The organism is Blastococcus carthaginiensis (assembly GCF_030731085.1).
GTDB classification, from domain to species: Bacteria; Actinomycetota; Actinomycetes; order Mycobacteriales; family Geodermatophilaceae; genus Blastococcus; species Blastococcus carthaginiensis.
The window spans coordinates 1-18,409 of sequence record NZ_JASNFN010000034.1 but is presented as its reverse complement, the minus strand read 5'-3'; the positions used below and the strand labels follow the sequence as shown (position 1 = coordinate 18,409).

20 protein-coding genes are annotated in these 18,409 nt (G+C 74.8%); 5 read left to right on the top strand and 15 right to left on the bottom strand.

Features of this window, described 5'->3' with window-relative positions; all coding sequences use genetic code 11:
• Positions 1-29 precede the first annotated feature (29 nt).
• From QOZ88_RS20200 to QOZ88_RS20185, 4 genes are read right to left on the bottom strand one after another with little or no spacing between them, the layout of a single operon-like run.
• Complete coding sequence (locus tag QOZ88_RS20200) at positions 30-623, bottom strand: carboxymuconolactone decarboxylase family protein (RefSeq protein ID WP_306001498.1); 594 nt, start codon at positions 621-623, stop codon at positions 30-32.
• Between the two features lie 27 nt (positions 624-650).
• Positions 651-1,355 (bottom strand): lipoyl(octanoyl) transferase LipB, encoded by a 705-nt coding sequence (gene lipB, locus QOZ88_RS20195; RefSeq protein WP_306001497.1) that lies wholly within the window; start codon positions 1,353-1,355, stop codon positions 651-653.
• 21 nt (positions 1,356-1,376) lie between these two features.
• Positions 1,377-1,760: a hypothetical protein gene (locus QOZ88_RS20190; protein WP_306001496.1), complete on the bottom strand. Its 384-nt coding sequence runs from the start codon at positions 1,758-1,760 to the stop codon at positions 1,377-1,379.
• Complete coding sequence (locus QOZ88_RS20185) at positions 1,747-2,991, bottom strand: FAD-dependent oxidoreductase (RefSeq protein ID WP_306001495.1); 1,245 nt, start codon at positions 2,989-2,991, stop codon at positions 1,747-1,749. The genes QOZ88_RS20190 and QOZ88_RS20185 overlap by 14 nt, the downstream gene beginning before the upstream one ends.
• A 93-nt stretch (positions 2,992-3,084) precedes the next feature.
• Between QOZ88_RS20185 and QOZ88_RS20180 the strand changes: the two genes are divergently transcribed.
• The gene (locus QOZ88_RS20180) at positions 3,085-4,716 is read left to right on the top strand and encodes a serine/threonine-protein kinase (RefSeq protein ID WP_306001494.1); all 1,632 of its coding nucleotides are present in this window, start codon (positions 3,085-3,087) and stop codon (positions 4,714-4,716) included.
• Positions 4,717-4,726: 10 nt separating this feature from the next.
• Here the strand turns inward: QOZ88_RS20180 and QOZ88_RS20175 are convergent, their stop codons facing one another.
• The 3 genes from QOZ88_RS20175 to lpdA form a co-directional block, all read right to left on the bottom strand.
• A complete protein-coding gene (locus QOZ88_RS20175) occupies positions 4,727-5,632 on the bottom strand; it encodes a TIGR01777 family oxidoreductase (protein ID WP_306001493.1) in 906 nt (301 codons plus the stop codon).
• Positions 5,633-5,716: 84 nt separating this feature from the next.
• On the bottom strand, positions 5,717-7,588 hold the full coding sequence (gene sucB / locus QOZ88_RS20170) for a 2-oxoglutarate dehydrogenase, E2 component, dihydrolipoamide succinyltransferase (RefSeq protein WP_306001492.1): 1,872 nt from the start codon (positions 7,586-7,588) through the stop codon (positions 5,717-5,719).
• 47 nt (positions 7,589-7,635) lie between these two features.
• Positions 7,636-9,015 carry a dihydrolipoyl dehydrogenase gene (gene lpdA / locus QOZ88_RS20165; RefSeq protein ID WP_306001491.1) on the bottom strand — a complete coding sequence of 460 codons (1,380 nt, stop codon included), beginning with the start codon at positions 9,013-9,015 and terminating at the stop codon, positions 7,636-7,638.
• Between the two features lie 151 nt (positions 9,016-9,166).
• Between lpdA and QOZ88_RS20160 the strand changes: the two genes are divergently transcribed.
• Entirely contained in the window at positions 9,167-9,511 is a 345-nt protein-coding gene (locus tag QOZ88_RS20160) for an oxidoreductase (protein ID WP_306001490.1), read from the top strand.
• Between the two features lie 123 nt (positions 9,512-9,634).
• Here QOZ88_RS20160 and QOZ88_RS20155 read toward each other — a convergent pair whose 3' ends face one another.
• Positions 9,635-11,146, bottom strand: a complete 1,512-nt coding sequence (locus QOZ88_RS20155) for a leucyl aminopeptidase (RefSeq protein WP_306001489.1) — start codon at positions 11,144-11,146, stop codon at positions 9,635-9,637.
• A 208-nt stretch (positions 11,147-11,354) separates the two neighbouring features.
• On the opposite strand from QOZ88_RS20155, the gene gcvT reads away from it, so the two are divergent.
• Positions 11,355-12,473 (top strand): glycine cleavage system aminomethyltransferase GcvT, encoded by a 1,119-nt coding sequence (gene gcvT, locus QOZ88_RS20150; RefSeq protein WP_306001488.1) that lies wholly within the window; start codon positions 11,355-11,357, stop codon positions 12,471-12,473.
• A gap of 21 nt (positions 12,474-12,494) precedes the next feature.
• Here gcvT and QOZ88_RS20145 read toward each other — a convergent pair whose 3' ends face one another.
• From QOZ88_RS20145 to QOZ88_RS20130, 4 genes are all read right to left on the bottom strand, one after another.
• Positions 12,495-13,637 carry a YihY/virulence factor BrkB family protein gene (locus tag QOZ88_RS20145; protein ID WP_306001487.1) on the bottom strand — a complete coding sequence of 381 codons (1,143 nt, stop codon included), beginning with the start codon at positions 13,635-13,637 and terminating at the stop codon, positions 12,495-12,497.
• Positions 13,638-13,720: 83 nt separating this feature from the next.
• Entirely contained in the window at positions 13,721-13,993 is a 273-nt protein-coding gene (locus tag QOZ88_RS20140; protein WP_091931322.1) for a DUF4235 domain-containing protein, read from the bottom strand.
• A complete protein-coding gene (locus QOZ88_RS20135) occupies positions 13,990-14,448 on the bottom strand; it encodes a DUF3618 domain-containing protein (protein ID WP_306001486.1) in 459 nt (152 codons plus the stop codon). Before QOZ88_RS20135 ends, QOZ88_RS20140 begins: the two co-directional genes overlap by 4 nt.
• Positions 14,445-14,891: a phage holin family protein gene (locus QOZ88_RS20130; protein ID WP_306001485.1), complete on the bottom strand. Its 447-nt coding sequence runs from the start codon at positions 14,889-14,891 to the stop codon at positions 14,445-14,447. Before QOZ88_RS20130 ends, QOZ88_RS20135 begins: the two co-directional genes overlap by 4 nt.
• A 123-nt stretch (positions 14,892-15,014) precedes the next feature.
• Between QOZ88_RS20130 and QOZ88_RS20125 the strand changes: the two genes are divergently transcribed.
• Complete coding sequence (locus QOZ88_RS20125) at positions 15,015-15,227, top strand: hypothetical protein (protein WP_091931325.1); 213 nt, start codon at positions 15,015-15,017, stop codon at positions 15,225-15,227.
• Positions 15,228-15,264: 37 nt separating this feature from the next.
• Here the strand turns inward: QOZ88_RS20125 and QOZ88_RS20120 are convergent, their stop codons facing one another.
• The 3 genes from QOZ88_RS20120 to QOZ88_RS20110 are packed head-to-tail and all read right to left on the bottom strand — an operon-like array spanning position 15,265 to position 17,718.
• Positions 15,265-16,248, bottom strand: a complete 984-nt coding sequence (locus QOZ88_RS20120; RefSeq protein ID WP_306001484.1) for an aldo/keto reductase family protein — start codon at positions 16,246-16,248, stop codon at positions 15,265-15,267.
• Between the two features lie 11 nt (positions 16,249-16,259).
• Positions 16,260-17,069 (bottom strand): MBL fold metallo-hydrolase, encoded by an 810-nt coding sequence (locus QOZ88_RS20115; protein WP_306001483.1) that lies wholly within the window; start codon positions 17,067-17,069, stop codon positions 16,260-16,262.
• A 34-nt stretch (positions 17,070-17,103) separates the two neighbouring features.
• Positions 17,104-17,718 carry a DUF3043 domain-containing protein gene (locus QOZ88_RS20110; RefSeq protein ID WP_306001482.1) on the bottom strand — a complete coding sequence of 205 codons (615 nt, stop codon included), beginning with the start codon at positions 17,716-17,718 and terminating at the stop codon, positions 17,104-17,106.
• A gap of 150 nt (positions 17,719-17,868) precedes the next feature.
• Here QOZ88_RS20110 and QOZ88_RS20105 point away from each other — a divergent pair, with 150 nt between their 5' ends.
• Positions 17,869-18,216, top strand: a complete 348-nt coding sequence (locus QOZ88_RS20105; RefSeq protein ID WP_091931329.1) for a HesB/IscA family protein — start codon at positions 17,869-17,871, stop codon at positions 18,214-18,216.
• The last annotated feature ends 193 nt before the right edge of the window (positions 18,217-18,409 follow it).

Genomic DNA, 18,409 nt, shown 5'->3' with positions numbered 1-18,409 from the left:
AGGGCGCCCCGCACACCGGGGCGGGCTCCTCAGGAGCCGGCGTGCTTGCCGGCTTCCCACCCCGCGTCCTGCAGTCGGTCGGTGGCCCAGGCCAGCGGCGAGCGTTCCAGCTGCGTGGCCATGGTGTCGTTCCACCGGTTGAGGAAGCCGAAGTTGGCGATGACGGCGACGATCTCGACGATCTGGTCGTCGTCGAAGTGCCGGCGCAGGTCGGCCATCTCGTCGTCGGTCACGGCGTTGGGGGTGAGCCCGGCGCCACGGGCCACGCGCAGGGCGGCCCGTTCGGCCTCGCTGAAGAGCGGACTGTCCTCGAACTCCCAGACCGCGGCCAGCTTGCGCGCGTCGGCGCCCCGCTGCTCCGCCACGTGCGAGGTGTGCGCCTGGCAGTACGCGCAGCCTGCGGCACCGGAGACGACGGTCGCCACCAGCTGCTTGAGCACGCCTCCGACCGTGCCCTCGGCCATGACCACCGCGTTGAGGCGGGCGAACGCCTCCATGATCTCGGGCCGCCGGGCCATGGTCAGCGTGCTGTTGGGCAGGACCCCCAGCGCGCCCTCCACGGCACGGAAGGTGTCCTCGTACTGCGGCAGCGACTCGCGCGGCAACGGCTCGATCCTGGGCATGGCGGGTCCTCCTCGGGGTGAGGAGATTTACCTTAGCGCTGAGGCAACTCCGGGGCGATCGGTGACGGACGGCCAGCGCGCCGCGGTGCTCCCGACGGCGAGGACGGCGCGCATCGCGTCCTCGACCGGCTGCAGCGCGTCGGCCACCGTCACGTCCCGGCCCAGTTCGGCCGACAGCGAGGTCACGCCGGCGTCGGGGATGCCGCACGGGACCATGTTGGCGAACGCGGTCAGATCGGGATCGCAGTTGAGCGCGAAGCCGTGCATCGTGACGCCGCGGGCGACGCGGATGCCGATCGCGGCCACCTTCCGCTCCGGCCGGTGCCCCTGACCCGGCTCGTCCGCGGGCACCCAGACACCGCTGCGCCCCTCGACCTGCCCGGCTGCCAGGCCGAAGCCGGCGCAGACCTCGATCAGCGCCTCCTCCAGCCGGCGGACGTAGGCGACCACGTCGACCGGGTCGGGAAGCGCGACGATCGGGTAGCCGACCAGCTGGCCGGGGCCGTGCCAGGTGATCTTCCCGCCGCGGTCGACGTCGATCACGGGCGTGCCGTCGAACGGGCGCTCGTGGGGCTCGGTGCGCTTGCCGGCGGTGTAGACCGGCGGGTGCTCGAGCAGCAGCAGCGTGTCGGGGGCCTCGCCGGCCACCCGCCGGGCGTGCAGCTCGCGCTGCTGCGCCCAGGCCTCCTCGTAGGGAACGGTGCCCGCCCGGATGATCCGCAGCTCGCTCACGGCCGCCAGCCTATGCCCGCGTCACGCGAGGCGTCGCGGTTCGAGCCGGGTCTCGATGACGGTGCCGTCCGGGCCGCGGTCCACGCGGTAGGCGGCGGCGCCGGGGCGGTCGCTCACCGCCTCCACCAGCGCGGTGCCCCGGTAGACCAGGCCCGCCCCGTCGTCGGTGGCGTGGCCGCCGGGCAGCGTGCCCTCGGCCACCAGCCGGTGGTACAGCGGGCGGCGCTGCTCCTCGGAGTCGTAGTGCACCCCGTTGGACGTCGGGATGAGGCCGAGGCCGTTCGTGACCGGCCGCAGCTCGGGGCCGTAGGAGTCGGTGGTGCCGCCCCCGTGCCGCCACGGGAGGCGAAGCCCATGCTCGTGGCCAGGATCGTCGGCGCGGTCGCGGGCATCAGGCGGCCCCACCGGCTCCGGGGCGCAACCGGCGCAGCACCGCGCGGGCCGCCCGTGCGCCGCTGGCCATCGCGCCCTGGATGGACGGCGTGTCCCGGTGGTCGCCGCAGACGAACAGCCCGTCCCCGAGGTCGACGGGACGGCGCAGCTGCAGGGGCGGGAGCGCGGCGGGCTGCGCGTCCGGCACGGTGACCGTCGTCAGGTGCTCGAGCTCCGAGGGGGAGACGCCGTGCGCCGCCGCGATCTCGTCGCGGACGTCGGCCTCGCGGCTGCGGTCCAGCGTGGAGCTGGCCACCAGCGCCCGGCCGTCGGGGCTGTACCGGGGCTGGGCGTCGGAGACGACCGCGCTGTTCACCAGCCGGCCCCGCGGCTGGCCGAGGACGATCAGCGGTGAGGGCCACGGCGACGCGGGCAGGACGTGCAGGTGGGTGGTCACCTCCCGCGGCGCGTCCGCCTCGACGGCGGGCAGCAGCCGCGACGCCGTCGCGGGGTCGGTCGCGACGACGACGGCGCCGGCCGACCAGGTGCCCTCGTCGGTGGTCGCGGACCCGGGGGACACCGACCGCACCGCGGTGCGCAGGTGCACCCGCCCGCTGTCCAGACGCCCGGCCAGCTGCTCGCCGATCGCCTGCATCCCGGCGGCCGGCAGCCCGGTCGAGCCCCGCACGAAGCTGCGCCACAGCAGGTCCACGTAGCGGCTGGAGGTGGCGAGCTCCTCCTCGAGGAGGACCCCGGCGAGGAAGGGGCGGAGGAAGCGCTCCAACGCCGCTTCGCCCACGCCGGCGGCGCGCAGCGATTTCTCCGCCGTCGTCTCGGGAGCGCGGAGCAGCCGGCCGACGGGGGCGTAGCCGGCGCGGAGCGAGAAGGCGACCAGGGCCGCCTTCTCGCGGACCGAGCCCAGCGGCGCCGCCGCGGTGCCGACGGCGGCGGTCGGCTGCCGGCGGGGATCGGCGACCCGGTGCGCGCGTCCCTCCACCCGGATCACCGCCCCACGGTCGAACCACCCGAGCTCCAGGGCCGCGAGGTCCAGGTCGGCCGCCCGCGGGTAGCCGGTGTTGAACACCTGGAAGCCGCGGTCGACGACGAAGCCGTCGATGCGCTCGGTGGCCAGCCGGCCGCCGGCGTGGTCCCCGGCCTCCAGCACGTGCACGTCGACGCCGGCCGCAGCCACCCGGACGGCGGCGGAGAGCCCGGCCAGGCCGGCTCCGACGACGAGGACCTCGGCACGGGTCGACGTGGACACCGCCCGACGGTAACGGGCACCGGACGCCCGCGCGGCCGGTGCCTGTGGACGGCGGGAGCGCGGGGGAGCCGGGTGCGCCTAGCGTCCTGCCTCGTGCCGACCGCCGTCCCGCCCGCCGCGCCGGGGACCCCACCGCCCCCGGCCGTGCCGGGCTACGTCCTGCAGGCCCTCCTGGGCCGCGGCGCCTCGGGGGAGGTGTGGCAGGCGGTCCCGAGGGAGGGCGGCGACCCGGTGGCGGTGAAGGTGCTCGTGGCCGGGGATCCCGCACGGCAGGCGCGCGAGGCGGTCCTGCTGGGGCAGCTCGACCACCCGCACCTGGTCCGCCTGGTCGACGTCGTGCACCAGCCGCGCCGGGGCGGGGTCGCCCGAGTCGCGCTCGTGCTGGAACTGCTGCCCGGTGGCAGCCTCGCCGCGCTGCTGGCCCGCCGCGGCCGGTTGCGCCCCGGGGAGGTCGTCACGGCGATCGCGCCGGTGGCCGCGGCCCTGGCGCACGCGCACGACCACGGCGTCGTCCACGGCGACCTCGCCCCGGGCAACATCGTGTTCACCGCCGAGGGGCGTCCGGTGCTCACCGATCTGGGCGTCGCCCGGGTGCTGGGGGAGACGGCGGCGGCGGAGGTGACGCCCGCCTACGTCGACCCGGCCGTCGCCCGGGGTGGCGCCCCCGGCCCCGCCTCGGACGTGTTCGGCGTCGCCGCCGCGGCCTTCCACGCGCTCACCGGCATCGCGCCGTGGAACGCCGCGACGCCCGCCGGCACGCTGACGGTGGCGGCGTCCGGGCAGCTGCCCGCGCTGGCGGAGCTCGCCCCCGGCGCGCCCCCGCGGCTGGTCGAGGTCATCTCCCGGGGCCTCGCGACCGACCCGCACGCGCGCGGCACGGCGGCGGAGTTCGCGCTCGATCTGCGGCACGCCTGCCGGGCGGAGCCCGTGGTGCTGGGTGCGGCGCCGCCCGCCGGCGGCCACGGCCGCCCCGATGACCGTGCGGTGCTCACCCACGTCGTACCGGGGCGCCGCCCCCGGCCCGGGCCGGGGGCCGAGGCGCCGCCGGGGCGGCGGCGGTGGTCCGCCCGTGCGGTCAGCGGCTCGGCCCCGCCGGCCCGCGGGCTGCTCGTCACCGCCCTGGTGATCGCGGCGCTCGCCGTCACCGCCTGGCTGGGTACCCGCTGGGGTGGCGGGACCGACGCCCCGGGCGTGGCCGTCGCCGCGAGCGAGGCGGCGCACGGCAGCCCGACCCCGAGCGGGAGCCCGACCCCGAGCGGGAGCCCGGCCCCGGCCCCCGGCCCCCCGACCCGGGCCGCGGAACCAGCAGCCGACGCGGCCGGAACGCCCACCAGCCCGGACGGGTGGCGTGCGCTGGTCGCCGACCTCTACGGCCGGCGCGCCGAGGGGCTCAGCGGGTCACCGGATCGGCTGCGCACGGTGCACCTGCCCGGCAGCCCGCTCCTGGCGGCCGACGAGGCGCACGCGCGCGCCCTGGCCGAGGCCGGCGAGGTGCTGGACGGCTTCGCCCCGGTGGTGGTCGACGTCACCGTCGTCGAGGCATCGGCCGACCGCGCCGAGCTGCTGCTCACCGACCGCTGGCCCGGCTACCGCGTGCTGCCCGCCGAGGACCCGGGCGGGCCGGCGGTCCGCACGGTCCCGGGCCGACCCGAGGCCCAGGTGCGCATGGTGCTGGCCCGGACCCCGCAGGGCTGGCGGATCGACCGCGCGGAACGGGTGGCCTGACCGGGCGGCGTCAGTCCCGGGCGACCGCCGCGCGCACCGCGGACTCGACGTCCTTGTGCGTGAACCGGAACCCGGCCTCCCTCAGCTTCGCCGGCACCGCCCGCTGCCCGGCCAGGACGCCGACCTGGGCGAACTCACCGAGCACCACCCACAGCGCCGGCCGGGGCACGGGCAGCTTGGTCGGCCGGTGGAGGACGCGGCCCAGCGCCGCCGTGAACTCCGCGTTCGTGACGGGCTCGGGCCCGCACAGGTTCACCGGACCGGGCACCGGGTGGGTGAGCAGGAACCGGATCGCGCCGACCTCGTCCTCCTGGCTGATCCAGGGGATGTACTGCCGGCCGGACCCCAGCCGCCCACCCAGCCCGGCGCGGACGATCGGCAGCATCCGCGCGAGCAGGCCACCGCGGCCGAGCACCAGGCCGGTGCGGAGGCTGGTCACCCGCACCCCCGCGTCGGCGGCCGGCGCGGTCGCGCCCTCCCACGCCGCGCAGACGCGGGCGAGGAAGTCGTCCCCGGCAGGCTCGGACTCGTCGACGATGCGGTCGCCGGTGTCGCCGTACCAGCCGACCGCCGACCCGTTCAGCAGCACCCGGGGTCGGTCCGGGTCGGCCGTGGCGGCCTCGGCCAGCGCCTCGCTCAGCGTCGCCGTGCTGTCCACCCGGCTGGTGAGCACCGCCTGCTTGTGCCGCTCGCTCCAGCGCCGGTCACCCACGCCGACGCCGGAGAGGTTGACGACCGCGTCGACGTCCCGGAGCAGCGCCGGGTCGATGCGCCGGTGCTGCGGGTCCCAGCGGTGCTCGTCGGCCGTCCGCGGGGTGCGGCGCACCAGTTGGAGGACCTCGTGGCCGTCGGCGCGCAGCGCGGGCAGCAGGGCGCTGCCGATCATCCCGGACGCACCGGACACGGCGACCTTCATGCGGCGCTCCCCAACGGGCACGGGTGCTGACGGCAGAGAGAGCTCGGGGCCCCGGTGGTCACCGGGGCCCCGAGCGCTGGTGTCTCAGGCGAGGCCGAGCTCGCCGTGGAACTGGCCGGCCTCCAGGCGCTCGCGCACCGTGGTGAGGAAGCGGGCGGCGTCGGCACCGTCGACGATCCGGTGGTCGTAGGTGAGCGCCAGGTAGACTATCGACCGGACCGCGATGACCTCGCCCAGCTCGGCGTCCTGCACCACGACCGGCCGCTTCACGACCGAGCCCGTGCCGAGGATGGCCACCTGCGGCTGGTTGATGATCGGAGTGTCGAACAGGGCGCCGCGGCTGCCGGTGTTGGTCAGCGTGAACGTCCCGCCGCCGAGCTCGTCCGGCGTGACCTTGTTGGTGCGGGTGCGCTCGGCCAGGTCGCTGATCTTGCGCGCGATCCCGCCGAGGCTCAGGTCACCGGCCTCGTGGATCACCGGCACGAGCAGGCCGCGCTCGGTGTCGACGGCGACGCCGAGGTTCTCGCTGTCGTGGTAGGTCACCGTGCCGGCCTCGAGGTCGATCGAGGAGTTCACCGACGGGTGCTGCTTGAGCGCCTCGACCGCCGCCTTGGCGAAGAACGGCAGGAAGGAGAGCCTGACGCCCTCGCGGGCCTCGAAGTCCTTCTTCGCCTGCTGCCGCAGCTGCGCGATGCGGGTGACGTCGGCCTCGACCACCGTGGTCAGCTGCGCGCTGACCTGCAGCGACTCGACCATGCGGCGGGCGATCACGCCGCGCAGGCGGGACAGCCTCTCGGTGCGGCCGCGGACGGAGCTGTCCGGGGTCGCGGCCGGCGACGGGGTGCGTGCGGCACTCGTGCTCGCCGGAGCGGCAGCGGGCTGGGCCGGGCGCGAGGACTGCTCGGCCGCGGCGAGCACGTCCTGCTTGCGGATCCGCCCGCCGACCCCTGTGCCGGAGACCGAGTTCAGGTCCACGCCGTGCTCGGCGGCCAGACGGCGCACCAGCGGGGTCACGTACTGCCCGCCACCGCCGTCGCCCGACGAGGACTGCGCCGGCGGGGCCTGCGGGGCCACCTGGGGCGCCGGGGCGGAGGTGGGGGAGTCCGAGGGCTGGGCCCCGCTCGCGCCGTAGTCGCCACCGGGCTGCTCGCTGGCCGCATCGGCCTGCTTGGCCTTCGGGGCCGCCTGGGCCTCGGGCTGGGCCGGCGCCTCCTGCTTCGGCGCTTCCTGCTTCGGCGCCTCCTGCTCCGGGGCTTCCTGCTGCGGGGCTTCCTGCTGCGGGGCGGCGCCGCCACCCGCTGCGCCGGTGCCGATCACCGCGAGCTGCGCGCCGACGTCGACGGTCTCGTCCTCGTTCACCGTGATCTCCAGCAGCGTGCCGCCGACCGGCGCCGGGATCTCGGTGTCGACCTTGTCGGTGGAGACCTCGAGGAGGGGTTCGTCGGCGGTGACCTCGTCGCCGACGGCCTTCAGCCAGCGGGTGACGGTGCCCTCGGTGACGCTCTCGCCGAGCGCCGGCATGGTGACCGGCGTGCCCTCGCCGCCGCCGGAGCTGCCCCCGTCGCCGGACTCCGTGGCCTGCGCCGGCTGCGGCTCGGGCTCGGCGGCGGGCTGCTCCGGCTCGCCGCCGGCGTCGTCGACCTGCTCGTCGGGGGTCTGCGGCGTGGTGTCGGCGTCCTCCGCGGAGGCCGGGGGGCTGCCGGCGCCCTCGTCGCCGTCGCCACCGCCGATCACCGCGAGCTCCGCGCCGACGTCGACCGTCTCGTCCTCGGCCACGAGGATCTTGGTGAGCACACCGGCGGCCGGGGAGGGGATCTCGGTGTCGACCTTGTCGGTCGACACCTCGAGGAGGGGCTCGTCGGCCTCGACCTGGTCACCCTCCTGCTTGAGCCAGCGGGTGACCGTGCCCTCGGTGACGCTCTCGCCCAGGGCGGGCATGGTGACGGACGTCGGCATCGGGGCAGTGCTCCTTCTGGCGCTGGGTGGGTGGGGGTAGAGCGGTATCAGCCGTGCAGGTGCAGGGGCTTGCCGGCGAGCGCGAGGTGCGCCTCGCCGAGGGCCTCGCTCTGCGTCGGGTGCGGGTGGATGAGGCTGGCGACGTCGTCGGCCTCGGCCTCCCAGTTGTAGATCAGCTGGGCCTCGGCGATGAGCTCACCGACGCGGCTGCCCACCATGTGGATGCCCACGACCGGCCCGTCGGGCGCCTGCACCAGCTTCACCGCGCCCGTCGTCTTCAGGATCTGGCTGCGGCCGTTGCCCGCCAGGTCGTAGGTGAGGGTCTTCACCTCGCCGTAGCGCTCCTTGGCCTGCTCCTCGGTGAGCCCGACCGACGCGACCTCGGGGTCGGAGTAGGTGATGCGGGGGACGCCGGCGTAGTCGATCGGCGCGGGCTCGAGGCCGGCGACGCGCTCCGCGACGAGGATGCCCTCGCCGAAACCGACGTGGGCCAGCTGCAGGGTGGGCACCAGGTCCCCCACGGCGGAGATCGTGGGGATGTTGGTCCGCATGTACTCGTCGACGAGGACGTAGCCGCGCTCCATGGCGACCCCCACCTCCTCGTAGCCGAGCCCGGCGCTGACCGGCCCGCGACCGACGGCGACGAGGAGCAGTTCGGCCTCGATCTCCTTGCCGTTCTCCAGGGAGACCTTGACGCCGTTCTCGGTGCTCTGCACGCCGGAGAAGCGGCTGCCCAGCTCGAAGCCGATCTTCCGGCGGCGGAAGGCGCGCTCCAGCAGCTTCGAGGCAGCCTCGTCCTCCAGCGGCACCAGGTGCGGCAGCGCCTCGACGATCGTGACGTCGACGCCGAAGGACTTCCACGCGCTGGCGAACTCGCAGCCGATGACGCCGCCGCCCAGGATGATCGCGGAGCTGGGTACCCGGTCGAGGTCGAGCGCGTGGTCGCTGGTGATGACCTTCGTGCCGTCGATCTCCAGGCCCGGCAGCGACCGGGGGTAGGAGCCGGTGGCCAGCAGCACGTGCTTGCCCTCGTAGGTCTGGCCGTCGACCTCGACGGTCGTCGGGGACGTGAGCCGGCCCTCGCCCTCCACGTAGGTGATCTTGCGGGCCTTCACCAGGCCCTGCAGCCCCTTGTAGAGCTTGGAGATGACGCCGTTCTTGTAGTTGTTGACGCCGTCCATGTCGATGCCGGCCAGCGACGTCTTGACGCCGAACTGCTCGCCCTCGCGGGCCAGGTCGGCGACCTCGCCGGCGTGCAGCAGCGCCTTGGTGGGGATGCAGCCGCGGTGCAGGCAGGTGCCCCCGACCTTGTCCTTCTCGATCAGGACCACGTTCAGGCCCAGCTCGGAGGCGCGGAACGCCGCGGCATATCCGCCCGAGCCACCGCCGAGGATGACCAGGTCGGCGGGGGAGGTGGGTGCGCTCACGGGTGCTCCTCGAATGCGACGGGCGGCGTCCCCGCTCGAGCGGGCGGGGGCTGCTGCCCATCCTGCCACTCCGGGAACGACCTGGCCCGGACCACCGTTGCTCTCGCGAGCGTCGTGGTGATCAGGCGACCCGGCAGGACGGAGAGGGTGGATGGGGCTGTTCGGACGGTGGCGCGCCCGCCGCGGGCCCTCGGGGCGCGCCGGCCGGCCCACCCTCGACCGCGCGTCGCAGCGCGGGGACCTGAAGCACCTGGAGGAGTTCGTGGCCAGCCGCCGGGGCGTCGAGGGCTTCGTGGAGCCCCGCACGGCGGTCACCGAGGCGACCATCGTGCTGGTGGCGGCCGACGGCGAGTGGACCCGCCGGCGCATCGACGGCCCCGACGTCGCCCGCCGGCTGTCGAAGGAGCTGGCGATCCCGGTGTACGACGCCCAGGTGACCGGCTACCCCCAGCGGATGCGCGACTGGAGCGCCCGCCAGAAGCAGAACCGGCTGTGACATGGCGATCCTCCGGATCGCACCGCGGTCACGAGCCGTCCCCCCGATGAGCGGAGCCGCTCCGTCGAGCCTGCGCGGACCCCTCCGGGGCCCACTCGGCTCGACAGGGCGGCGTCCGGTCACCTAGTCGGCGATGAGGGCCTCGATGGTCGCCAGCAGGGTGCGCACGGGGACGCCGGTGCCGCCCTTGGGCGTGTAGCCCCACGGCGCCGAGGTGTTGTAGCTCGGCCCGGCGATGTCGATGTGCGCCCACGGCAGCCCGGCCGGCACGAACTCGGCGAGGAAGTGGCCGCCGACGAGCATCCCGCCCATCCGGTCGGTGTTGGCGTTCACGAAGTCCGCGACCGTCGAGTCGATCCCCTTGCGCAGCTCGGGGGGCAGCGGCATCGGCCACATGAGCTCGCCGCTGCGCCCGGCGGCGGCGATCACGGCGTCGCGCAGGTCGTCGCTGCCCATCACACCCGCGGTGCGAGCGCCGAGCGCGACCATCTGGGCGCCGGTGAGCGTGGAGGTCTCCAGCAGCACGTCGGGGGAGTCCTCGGCCGCGCGGGCGATGGCGTCGGCGAGCACGACGCGCCCCTCGGCGTCGGTGTTGGTGATCTCCGCCTTCTTGCCGTTGCGGAAGGTGACCACGTCGGCCGGCCGGTAGGCGGTGCCGCTGGGGAGGTTCTCGGCCATCGGCACGGTCGCGACGACCTCGACCGGCAGCCCGAGCTGGGCCACGAGGCACACGGTGGCGATCACGGCCGCGGCGCCGGCCATGTCGCTCTTCATGTCCTCCATCTTCGCGGCGGGCTTGATCGAGATGCCGCCGCTGTCGAAGGTGATGCCCTTGCCGACCAGCGCGACCTTCTTGCGCGCGCCCGTGCCGGCGTAGCTGAGGCGCAGCAGCCGCGGCTTGCGGGTGGAGCCGCCGCCGACCGCGAGGATGCCGCCGTAGCCACCGGCCGCGAGCGCGTCCTCGTCGAGGATCTCCGCGGTCAGGCCGAGCTTCTCGCCGGCGGCCGCACCGCGGGCGGCGAACTCGGCGGGGTGGAGGTCGTTCGGCGGGGTGTTGACGAGGTCGCGCACCAGGGCGACGGCGTCGGCGACCGCCCGCACCCGGCGCAGGGCCGTCTCGGCCGCACCCGCACCGGGCACGACGATCGTGAACTCGCTCGGGGGGGCCGGGCGGTCGGCGGGCAGGTGGGACTTGTAGGCCGTGAACTCGTAGGCGCCCAGGAGCGACCCCTCGCCGACGGCGTGCAGCCGTTCGGCGTCGGGCGTGCCGCCCACGGCGGCGAGCAGGCTGACCACGGAGCGGCGGCCGCGGAGCGCGCGGCTGGCGGCCCCCGCGGCGCGCCGCAGGCTCTCGGGGCGGTACCCGCCGGACGGCTCCGGGACGCCCAGCCCCACGACGGCGACGACCGGGAAGGGGCCCTGGCCGAAGGACGGCAGGCGGGTCACCTCGTCCTCGGCCCCGCGGGCGCCGAGGTCGGTCAGCGCGGGGAGGAGCCGGCCGCCGAGGAGACGGTCGAGGGCCTCCGCGCCGGGGGTGGGGAGGGGGCCGTCAGGCCCCTTGCCGACGGCGACGACGACGGCGTCGCCGGTCAGCTTCTCGAGCGGGTGGTCGGTGGCGGAGATCGTCGGCGGCACCGGACGATCCTAGAAGGACCCCGTCACCCCCCACCGCTCGCAGGCTCGCGGCGGGTCCCTGCGACGGGGCCGTTCCAGCACGTCACCGGGCTCGCGCCGGGCTCCCGCAGCGGGGTCGTTCCAGGATGTCGCCACGCCGGGGCAGGGCTCCGGGCGGGCCGGTCCAGCAGGTTCTTCCACCTGGTGCGGGACCCGTTAGCGTGGCCGCGTGACCTCGCGCACCTCGCCCCTCCACGACCGGCACCTCGGGGCCGGGGCCAAGCTCGCCGACTTCAGCGGCTGGTCCATGCCGATCGAGTACGCCGGTGGTGGCGTGCTGGCCGAGCACGCCGCGGTGCGCGACGGAGTGGGCCTGTTCGACGTCTCCCACCTGGGCACCGGGACGGTCCGGGGCGCCGGGGCAGCCGCCTTCGTCGACTCCTGCCTCACCAACGACCTCTCCCGCATCGGGCCGGGGCAGGCGCAGTACACGATGTGCTGCCTGCCCGACGGGGAGGCCGGTGCCGGGGGTGTGGTCGACGACCTGATCGTCTACCTGCACGGGCCCGACGACGTCCTGCTGGTGCCCAACGCCGCGAACGCCGCCGAGGTGCTGGCGCGGCTGGCCGACGCGGCCCCGCCCGGAGTCGAGGTGGCCGACCGGCACACCGAGGTCGCCGTCCTCGCCGTGCAGGGGCCGCGGTCGCTGCAGGTCCTGGAGCTGCTGGGGGTGCCCGGCGAGATCGGCTACATGTCGTTCGTGACGGGGACCGGGGGAGCCGGCGCCGAGGTGACGGTGTGCCGCACCGGCTACACCGGCGAGCACGGCTACGAGCTGCTGGTGGGCGCCGACCGGGCCGGCGAGATGTGGGACGCCGTCCTGGAGGCCGGGCAGGACCTGGGCATCCGGCCGTGCGGGCTGGGCGCCCGTGACACGCTGCGCACCGAGATGGGCTACCCGCTGCACGGGCACGAGCTCTCCCGGGAGATCAGCCCCGTCCAGGCCCGGGCGGGCTGGGCGGTCGGCTGGCGCAAGCCGGCGTTCTGGGGGCGCGAGGCGCTCCTGGCGGAGAAGGAGGCCGGGCCGGTGCGCCTGCTGTGGGGGCTGCGGGCGTCCGGCCGCGGCATCCCCCGGCCGGGCATGGCCGTCCTGGACGGCGACGGCGCACAGGTGGGCGAGGTGACCAGCGGGACCTTCTCGCCCACGCTGCGGACCGGCATCGGCCTGGCGCTGCTCGACGTCGCCGCCGGCGTGGAGGAGGGTGCTCCGCTGACGCTCGACGTCCGGGGCCGCCGCGAGCCCGTCGAGGTCGTGCGGCCGCCCTTCGTCCCCTCGCACGTGCGCTGAGGCAGCGCGCCGGGGAGCCGGTCAGGGCGCGTTCTTCCGGGTCGGGTCGCTGTCGCCCTTCTCGGGCTCGGCCTTGGCCGGGAGCGTGTCCGCCTTCACGGCGTCGCGCTCGCCCATCGGCAGGGGGTCGCCGTCGGTGGTGTCGTGGCCGGTCTGGTGCTCGGCCTCGGAGTTGATCTCCGCCCCGAGGAGGACCAGGTAGCAGGTGAGGTACAGCCACAGCATCAGCACGATGACGCCGGCGATCGCGCCGTAGGTCTTGTCGTAGCTGCCGAAGTTGTTCACGTAGACGGTGAACCCGAGGCTGACCAGCGCCCAGACGACGGTGACGACGATCGAGCCGAGGCTGACCCAGCGGATCCTCGGCGCATCCCGGTCGGGGGCCACGCGGTAGAGCACCGCCAGCGAGCCCGCGACGACGGCGAGCAGCGCGACCCAGCGGCCGATCTCGGCGAGCACGGTGCCGACCGAGCCCAGCGGCAGCAGGTCGATGACGATCGGCAGCACGGCGACCAGGCCGATGGTCAGGACGATGAAGACGATGGCGCCGAGCGTCAGGGCCAGGGAGAGCGCCCGGAGCTTGACGAAGTTGCGCGTCTCGACCTCGTCGTAGGCGATGTTCACCGCTTTGACCAGGTTGTTCACCCCGCCCGAAGCGCTCCACAGCGCCGCGAGGATCGAGAGCACCAGGCTGAGGGTGAGGGCCCCTCCGGCGTTCTCGGTGATGGCGGTGACCTGGTCGCGGATCAGCGCCTGCGCGGTCTCGGGCAGACCGGTGGTGAACTCCTCGACCTGGGCGGCGGCCTCGTCGGGGGAGGCGATGAGGCCGTAGATGGAGATCAGCGCCAGCAGCGCCGGGAAGATCGCCAGGAAGCCGAAGAACGCCACCCCACCGGCGATGATCGGCATGTTATCGGCGTTGTTCTCCGCCCACGCGCGCTTGAGCACCTGCTTCCAGCCGCGCGCCGGGATCTGCGTGGGGGAACCTGCGCCGATCCCCGGCAGCTGCTCCGGGGCGGGAGCGTCCGGGGGGAGCCGGTGGGGGTCGCGCGCCGGCCCGCCCTCGGCCGCCGCCCGGGCCGCTGCCGCTCGGCGCGCAGCCTTCTCCTCGACGCGCTGCCGGATGCGGTCGGCGGCGCTCTCGCGGGGGCGGGTGCCGGTCACGGGGTCTCCCTGGTGCTGGGCCGTCGTCTGAGGATCGGGGGGTGCCGGTGGCCGGGACCGGCGTCCCGGCCACCGGACGGGCGTCAGTCGCCCGGCCAGGCCCCGGTGAGCTTGGTGAAGCCCTGCGCGCCCAGGCGGTCGATGGCTGCCTTCGTGGCCGCGAAGATGGCGCCCTGGAGTGCGGCGGAGACCATGATCTCCCACATCGGGTACTCGGTCTGGAGCGCGTCAGGTGCGTCGTCCTCGCCGCTGATGCGCTTCCACACCTGCTTGAAGACCGCCCCCGACACGGCACCGGCCAGGATGCCCGCCGTCAGGCCGATCGGCCGGTAGGCGAGCTTGGCTCCCTTGCTCAACGCTTCCTCCTCCTGCTGCGCCGGGCCTTCTTCTCGGCCCGCTCGGTGGACTTCCGCACGTCCTTGACGGCCTTCTGGGTGGCCTTCCGCCGGGCGGCCAGCTCCTTGCGCGCCCGCTTGGCCTCGCGCTTGCGGCCCACGCGCGCCCCGACGATGAGCTCCTCGGTGCTGGCCCGACGCCGGGCCCGCCGCCGGCGCCACAGCACCAGCCCCACCAGGCCGGCCAGCGCCGCGCCGGCACCCGCGAACGCCGGTGGGCTCTCGCGGTAGGTCTCCACGGCGGTGTCCTTGGCGCGGGCGGCGCCCTCCTTCGCCCGGGCGGGGACGTCGAGCCGCTGGCTCAGCTCGTCGACGGTGCGCCCGAGCTGGTCGCGGGTCTCCTCGATCTCGGCGCGGATGGCGTCGGGGTCGGTCGGACCGCTCGAGGCCTGGCCGTCGTCCTTGGGCGTGGTCACCGGCGCGCACTCTCCTTCACGGTGGCGATGTCGGTCTTGACACCGGCCATGGCCTCGGTCGGCACCGGCGGTGCCCCCTGCTGGACGTCCTTCTTCCCGACGAGGGCGAGGACGCCCGCGATGGCGAAGAGGACCACGGTGACGATCAGCGCGGAGAGCCAGGCGGGCAGCACCAGCGCCAGGGCGAGGATGGCGGTGGTGATCAGGGCGGCAAGGCCGAAGAAGGCGACCAGGCCGGCGGCCCCGAAGAGGCCGGCGCCGAGGCCGAGCTTCTTGGCCTTCTGGGTCATCTCGGCCTGGGCGAGCCGGGCCTCGTCGCGGACGAGGGTGCTCAGCTGCTCGGTGAGCCGGCTGATCAGCTCGCCGGTGGATGCGTTCTCGGGCTCGGCGCCCACGGCTGCGCGGGTCGCGCCCGCCGTGGTGTCGGGACGGGGTGTGCTCATCGGTCCTCCGGGTGGACGGCGTCGATGGAGGTCCATGCCCCCTGCGGCCGGGCCGTAACCGGTGCCGTGATCACAGCCGGGGAACGGTGCGCCCGCTGTGCACCCCGCCGCTAACCTGCCTGCATGAGCTGGCACTGGCGTCTCGAGGACCCGTCCGGATCGACCCTCGACCCCGCGGCGGTGGGGGTGGAGGTGCCGGCGCACGACAACCAGGGCGACGCGGAGTCGTGGCTGGGCGAGAACTGGCGGGAGCTGCTCGACCGCGGCGTCGCCACGGTGACCCTGTTCGACGGCGACCAGAAGGCCTACGGGCCCATGGGGCTCGCCGCCACCTGACCCTCTACTCGAGGTCGAGGGTCAGGTGGCGGGACGCTCACCCGCGGGCGGTCTTCGAGGGATCGCGCTCGACGACGTCCCCGAGGATCGTGTCGATCCGCGTGAGCACGTCGTCGTCCAGGCGGACGCCGGCGGCGGCGACGTTGTCGTGCACCTGCTCGGGGCGGGTCGCACCGATGATCGCCGCGGCGACGTTGCCGTTCTGCAGCACCCAGGCCACCGCGAGCTGCGCCATCGAGAGGCCGAGGTCGCCGGCGATCGGCCGCAGCTGCTGCACCCGGGCGAGGATGTCGTCGGTCATGAAGCCCTGCATCGACCGGCCGGCCTCGGGGTGGCCGGCCCGGCTGTCGGCCGGCGGCTGCTCGCCCGGCCGGTACTTGCCGGTCAGGATGCCCTGGGCCAGCGGCGACCAGACGATCTGGGACAGCCCTTCCTTCTCCGACGTGGGCACGACCTCGGCCTCGATGACCCGCCACAGCATCGAGTACTGCGGCTGGTTGCTGATCAGCTGGATTCCGAGCTCGCGGGCCAGCGCGGCGCCGGACGCGATCTGCTCGGCGTTCCACTCCGAGACGCCGATGTAGAGGGCCTTGCCCGCCCGGACGAGGTCCGCGAAGGCGGTCATCGTCTCCTCGAGCGGCACGGTGGGGTCGTAGCGGTGGGCCTGGTAGAGGTCGACGTAGTCGGTCTGCAGCCGGCGCAGCGAGGCGTGGCAGCTCTCGATGACGTGCTTGCGGCCCAGTCCGCGATCGTTCCGGCCCGGTCCGGTGGGCCAGTAGACCTTCGTGAACAGCTCGATCGACTCGCGGCGGTGACCCGCGAGCGCGGCGCCGAGCACGGTCTCGGCGCGGGTGCCGGCGTAGACGTCGGCGGTGTCGAACGTGGTGATGCCGGCGTCCAGGGCGGCGCGGACGCAGGCGTGCGCGGCGTCCTCCTCCACCTGGCCGCCGTGGGTCAGCCAGTTGCCGTACGCGATCTCGGAGATGGTCAGGCCGGAGCGGCCGAGGCGTCTGAATTCCACGGAGGGCGACGTTAGGCGCCCGTGCGGAGCGCCGCCCGCCCGGCCCGGGCCTCCACGGTGGCGCCGTCGGCGACCAGCCGCGCACCGAGCCCGGCCAGGCGCTCGGCCAGCACCGCGGCCGGCGGGTTGTGGTGCCCCAGGTGGACGGCGACGACGTCGGTGTCCCCGGTGACGCCCCCGGCGGCGCGCAGCCGCGCCAGCTGGTCGGGGAACGTTCGCAGGTCCAGGTGGCCGGTGCCGTGGTCCAGGACATCGCCGAACGTCTCCTCCAGGAGCACGACGTCGTACGCGGCGCCGCGGGTCGCCTCGACGGTGCCGGCGGGCAGCGGCCCGGTGTCGGTGGCGTAGAGGAGCCGGGCGCCGTCGAGCCCGGTGACGTCGTAGAGCACCGTCGGCACCTCGTGCTCGGCGGCCAGCGCCCGGATCCGGTAGCCCGCGCGGTGCAGCGTGCTGCCCGGTTCCACCGCGACCAGCTCGACCGGGTCGTCCGGGCCGAGCCAGGGGCGCAGCGTCGTCAGGACGGGGGAGGGGCCGATGACCGTGAGCGGCTCGGCGCGGCGCACCCACTGCCGGGCGAGCAGCGTGAGCGGTGCGCAGTGGTCGGCGTGGTCGTGGGTGACCAGGACGGTGCGCACGCCGGCGAGGGAGATGCCGTCCGGGGGCGGGGCCGGGGCGAGGTCGAGCAGCAGCGTGCCGTCGACGAGTGCCGACGTCGGCCGGCGGAGCTCACCCCGGCTGCGTGACTCGGTGCAGGAGCCGCAGGTGCACCAGGGGTTCGGCCAGCCGTCGGCGGCGCCGGTGCCGAGCAGGGTGATGCGCACGGGCCGCTCCCGCCATCGCTGCCGGCGCCCCGGGTCAGACGTCGGCGCCCAGCGGGATCTCCGGCTTCGGGAAGCGCCACCGGCGGATCATGGTCGAGCGGCTGATGCCGTACCAGACCAGGCCCTTCATCTTGTGCTTCCCGTCGGGGAACCGCGCGCGGACGGTGCTCTTGATCTTCCGCCCAAGCACCACCGAATCCATGATCAGCAGCAGGAAGAAGCCGAGGAGCAGGAAGCTCGTGTAGCTCTTCACCGCCATGCTGGGCACGAACGTGCCGATCAGGGCCAGGGCGGCGATGGCGAGGAAGAAGCTGCCGACGTTGCGGCGGCTGTCGACGAGGTCGCGCACGAGCTTGCGCTCCGGCCCGCGGTCGCGGGCGGGAAGGTAGTCCGCATCACCGCGGGAGATGCCCTGACGCGCTTCCGCGCGGCGCAGCGCCTGCTGCTCGCGCATGCGCTTGTAGGCCTCCTTGCGCGTGGTCGGCGGCGGCGGGGGAGGGCCCTGGCGCCGGCCCTGCGCCTCGTTCCGCCGCGGCGTCGGCCGGCCCTTGCCGCCGGACTTGACCAGCTGCGCGGTCGGCTCGCCGTCCTCGCTGGAGGCGGTGGTCGTCTCGGCGGGGTCACGGCGGCCGGGCAGGCGGAGCTTCACGGCCAGGAAGTCTACGTGTGTGAGCAACGAGGCCACGGACCTCGCGCGGGGAGCCGTACAGTGGACGCACGGGAAGAGGGGCCGTTCCGGCGGCGTTGGTCCGTCACGGAACGCGTGCGCGCGGACACCTCGGAGGGAGAGGACAGGAATATGACGGTGCAGGACACCGCGGCCACCGGCGTCGTGCTCAGCGACCCCGCGGCCGCCAAGGTCAAGGCTCTGCTGGACCAGGAGGGTCGGGACGACCTGCGGCTGCGCATCGCCGTCCAGCCCGGTGGTTGCTCCGGCCTGCGGTACCAGCTCTTCTTCGACGAGCGGTTCCTCGACGGTGACCAGACCTACGACTTCGGTGGCGTCGAGGTCATCGTGGACCGGATGAGCGGCCCGTATCTCGGTGGCGCGGTCATCGACTTCGTCGACAGCATCGAGAAGCAGGGCTTCACGATCGACAACCCCAACGCGCAGGGTTCCTGCGCGTGCGGTGACTCCTTCAACTGAGTCCCAGCCGACCGAGGCCCGGTTCCCCCGCGGGGGGCCGGGCCTCGGTCGTCTGCGGGCTCTCTGATGATCAGGTGACAGTGAGGATGTAGGCGAGCCCCGCAGCAGCCGTTCCTGACCCTTCAGGTGACTGGCCTCGGGTCTTTATCCGGATTTGTCGGTTCGGTCGCTGCGGGGCTCGCTGCACTCACCA

Excerpts from the sequence above, each read along its gene's own strand:
- QOZ88_RS20200 (WP_306001498.1), bottom strand. The coding sequence starts at position 623 with ATGCCCAGGATCGAGCCGTTGCCGCGCGAGTCGCTGCCGCAGTACGAG.
- QOZ88_RS20175 (WP_306001493.1), bottom strand. The coding sequence starts at position 5,632 with ATGAAGGTCGCCGTGTCCGGTGCGTCCGGGATGATCGGCAGCGCCCTG.
- sucB (WP_306001492.1), bottom strand. The coding sequence starts at position 7,588 with ATGCCGACGTCCGTCACCATGCCCGCCCTGGGCGAGAGCGTCACCGAG.
- QOZ88_RS20160 (WP_306001490.1), top strand. The coding sequence starts at position 9,167 with ATGGGGCTGTTCGGACGGTGGCGCGCCCGCCGCGGGCCCTCGGGGCGC.
- QOZ88_RS20130 (WP_306001485.1), bottom strand. The coding sequence starts at position 14,891 with ATGAGCACACCCCGTCCCGACACCACGGCGGGCGCGACCCGCGCAGCC.
- QOZ88_RS20125 (WP_091931325.1), top strand. The coding sequence starts at position 15,015 with ATGAGCTGGCACTGGCGTCTCGAGGACCCGTCCGGATCGACCCTCGAC.
- QOZ88_RS20105 (WP_091931329.1), top strand. The coding sequence starts at position 17,869 with ATGACGGTGCAGGACACCGCGGCCACCGGCGTCGTGCTCAGCGACCCC.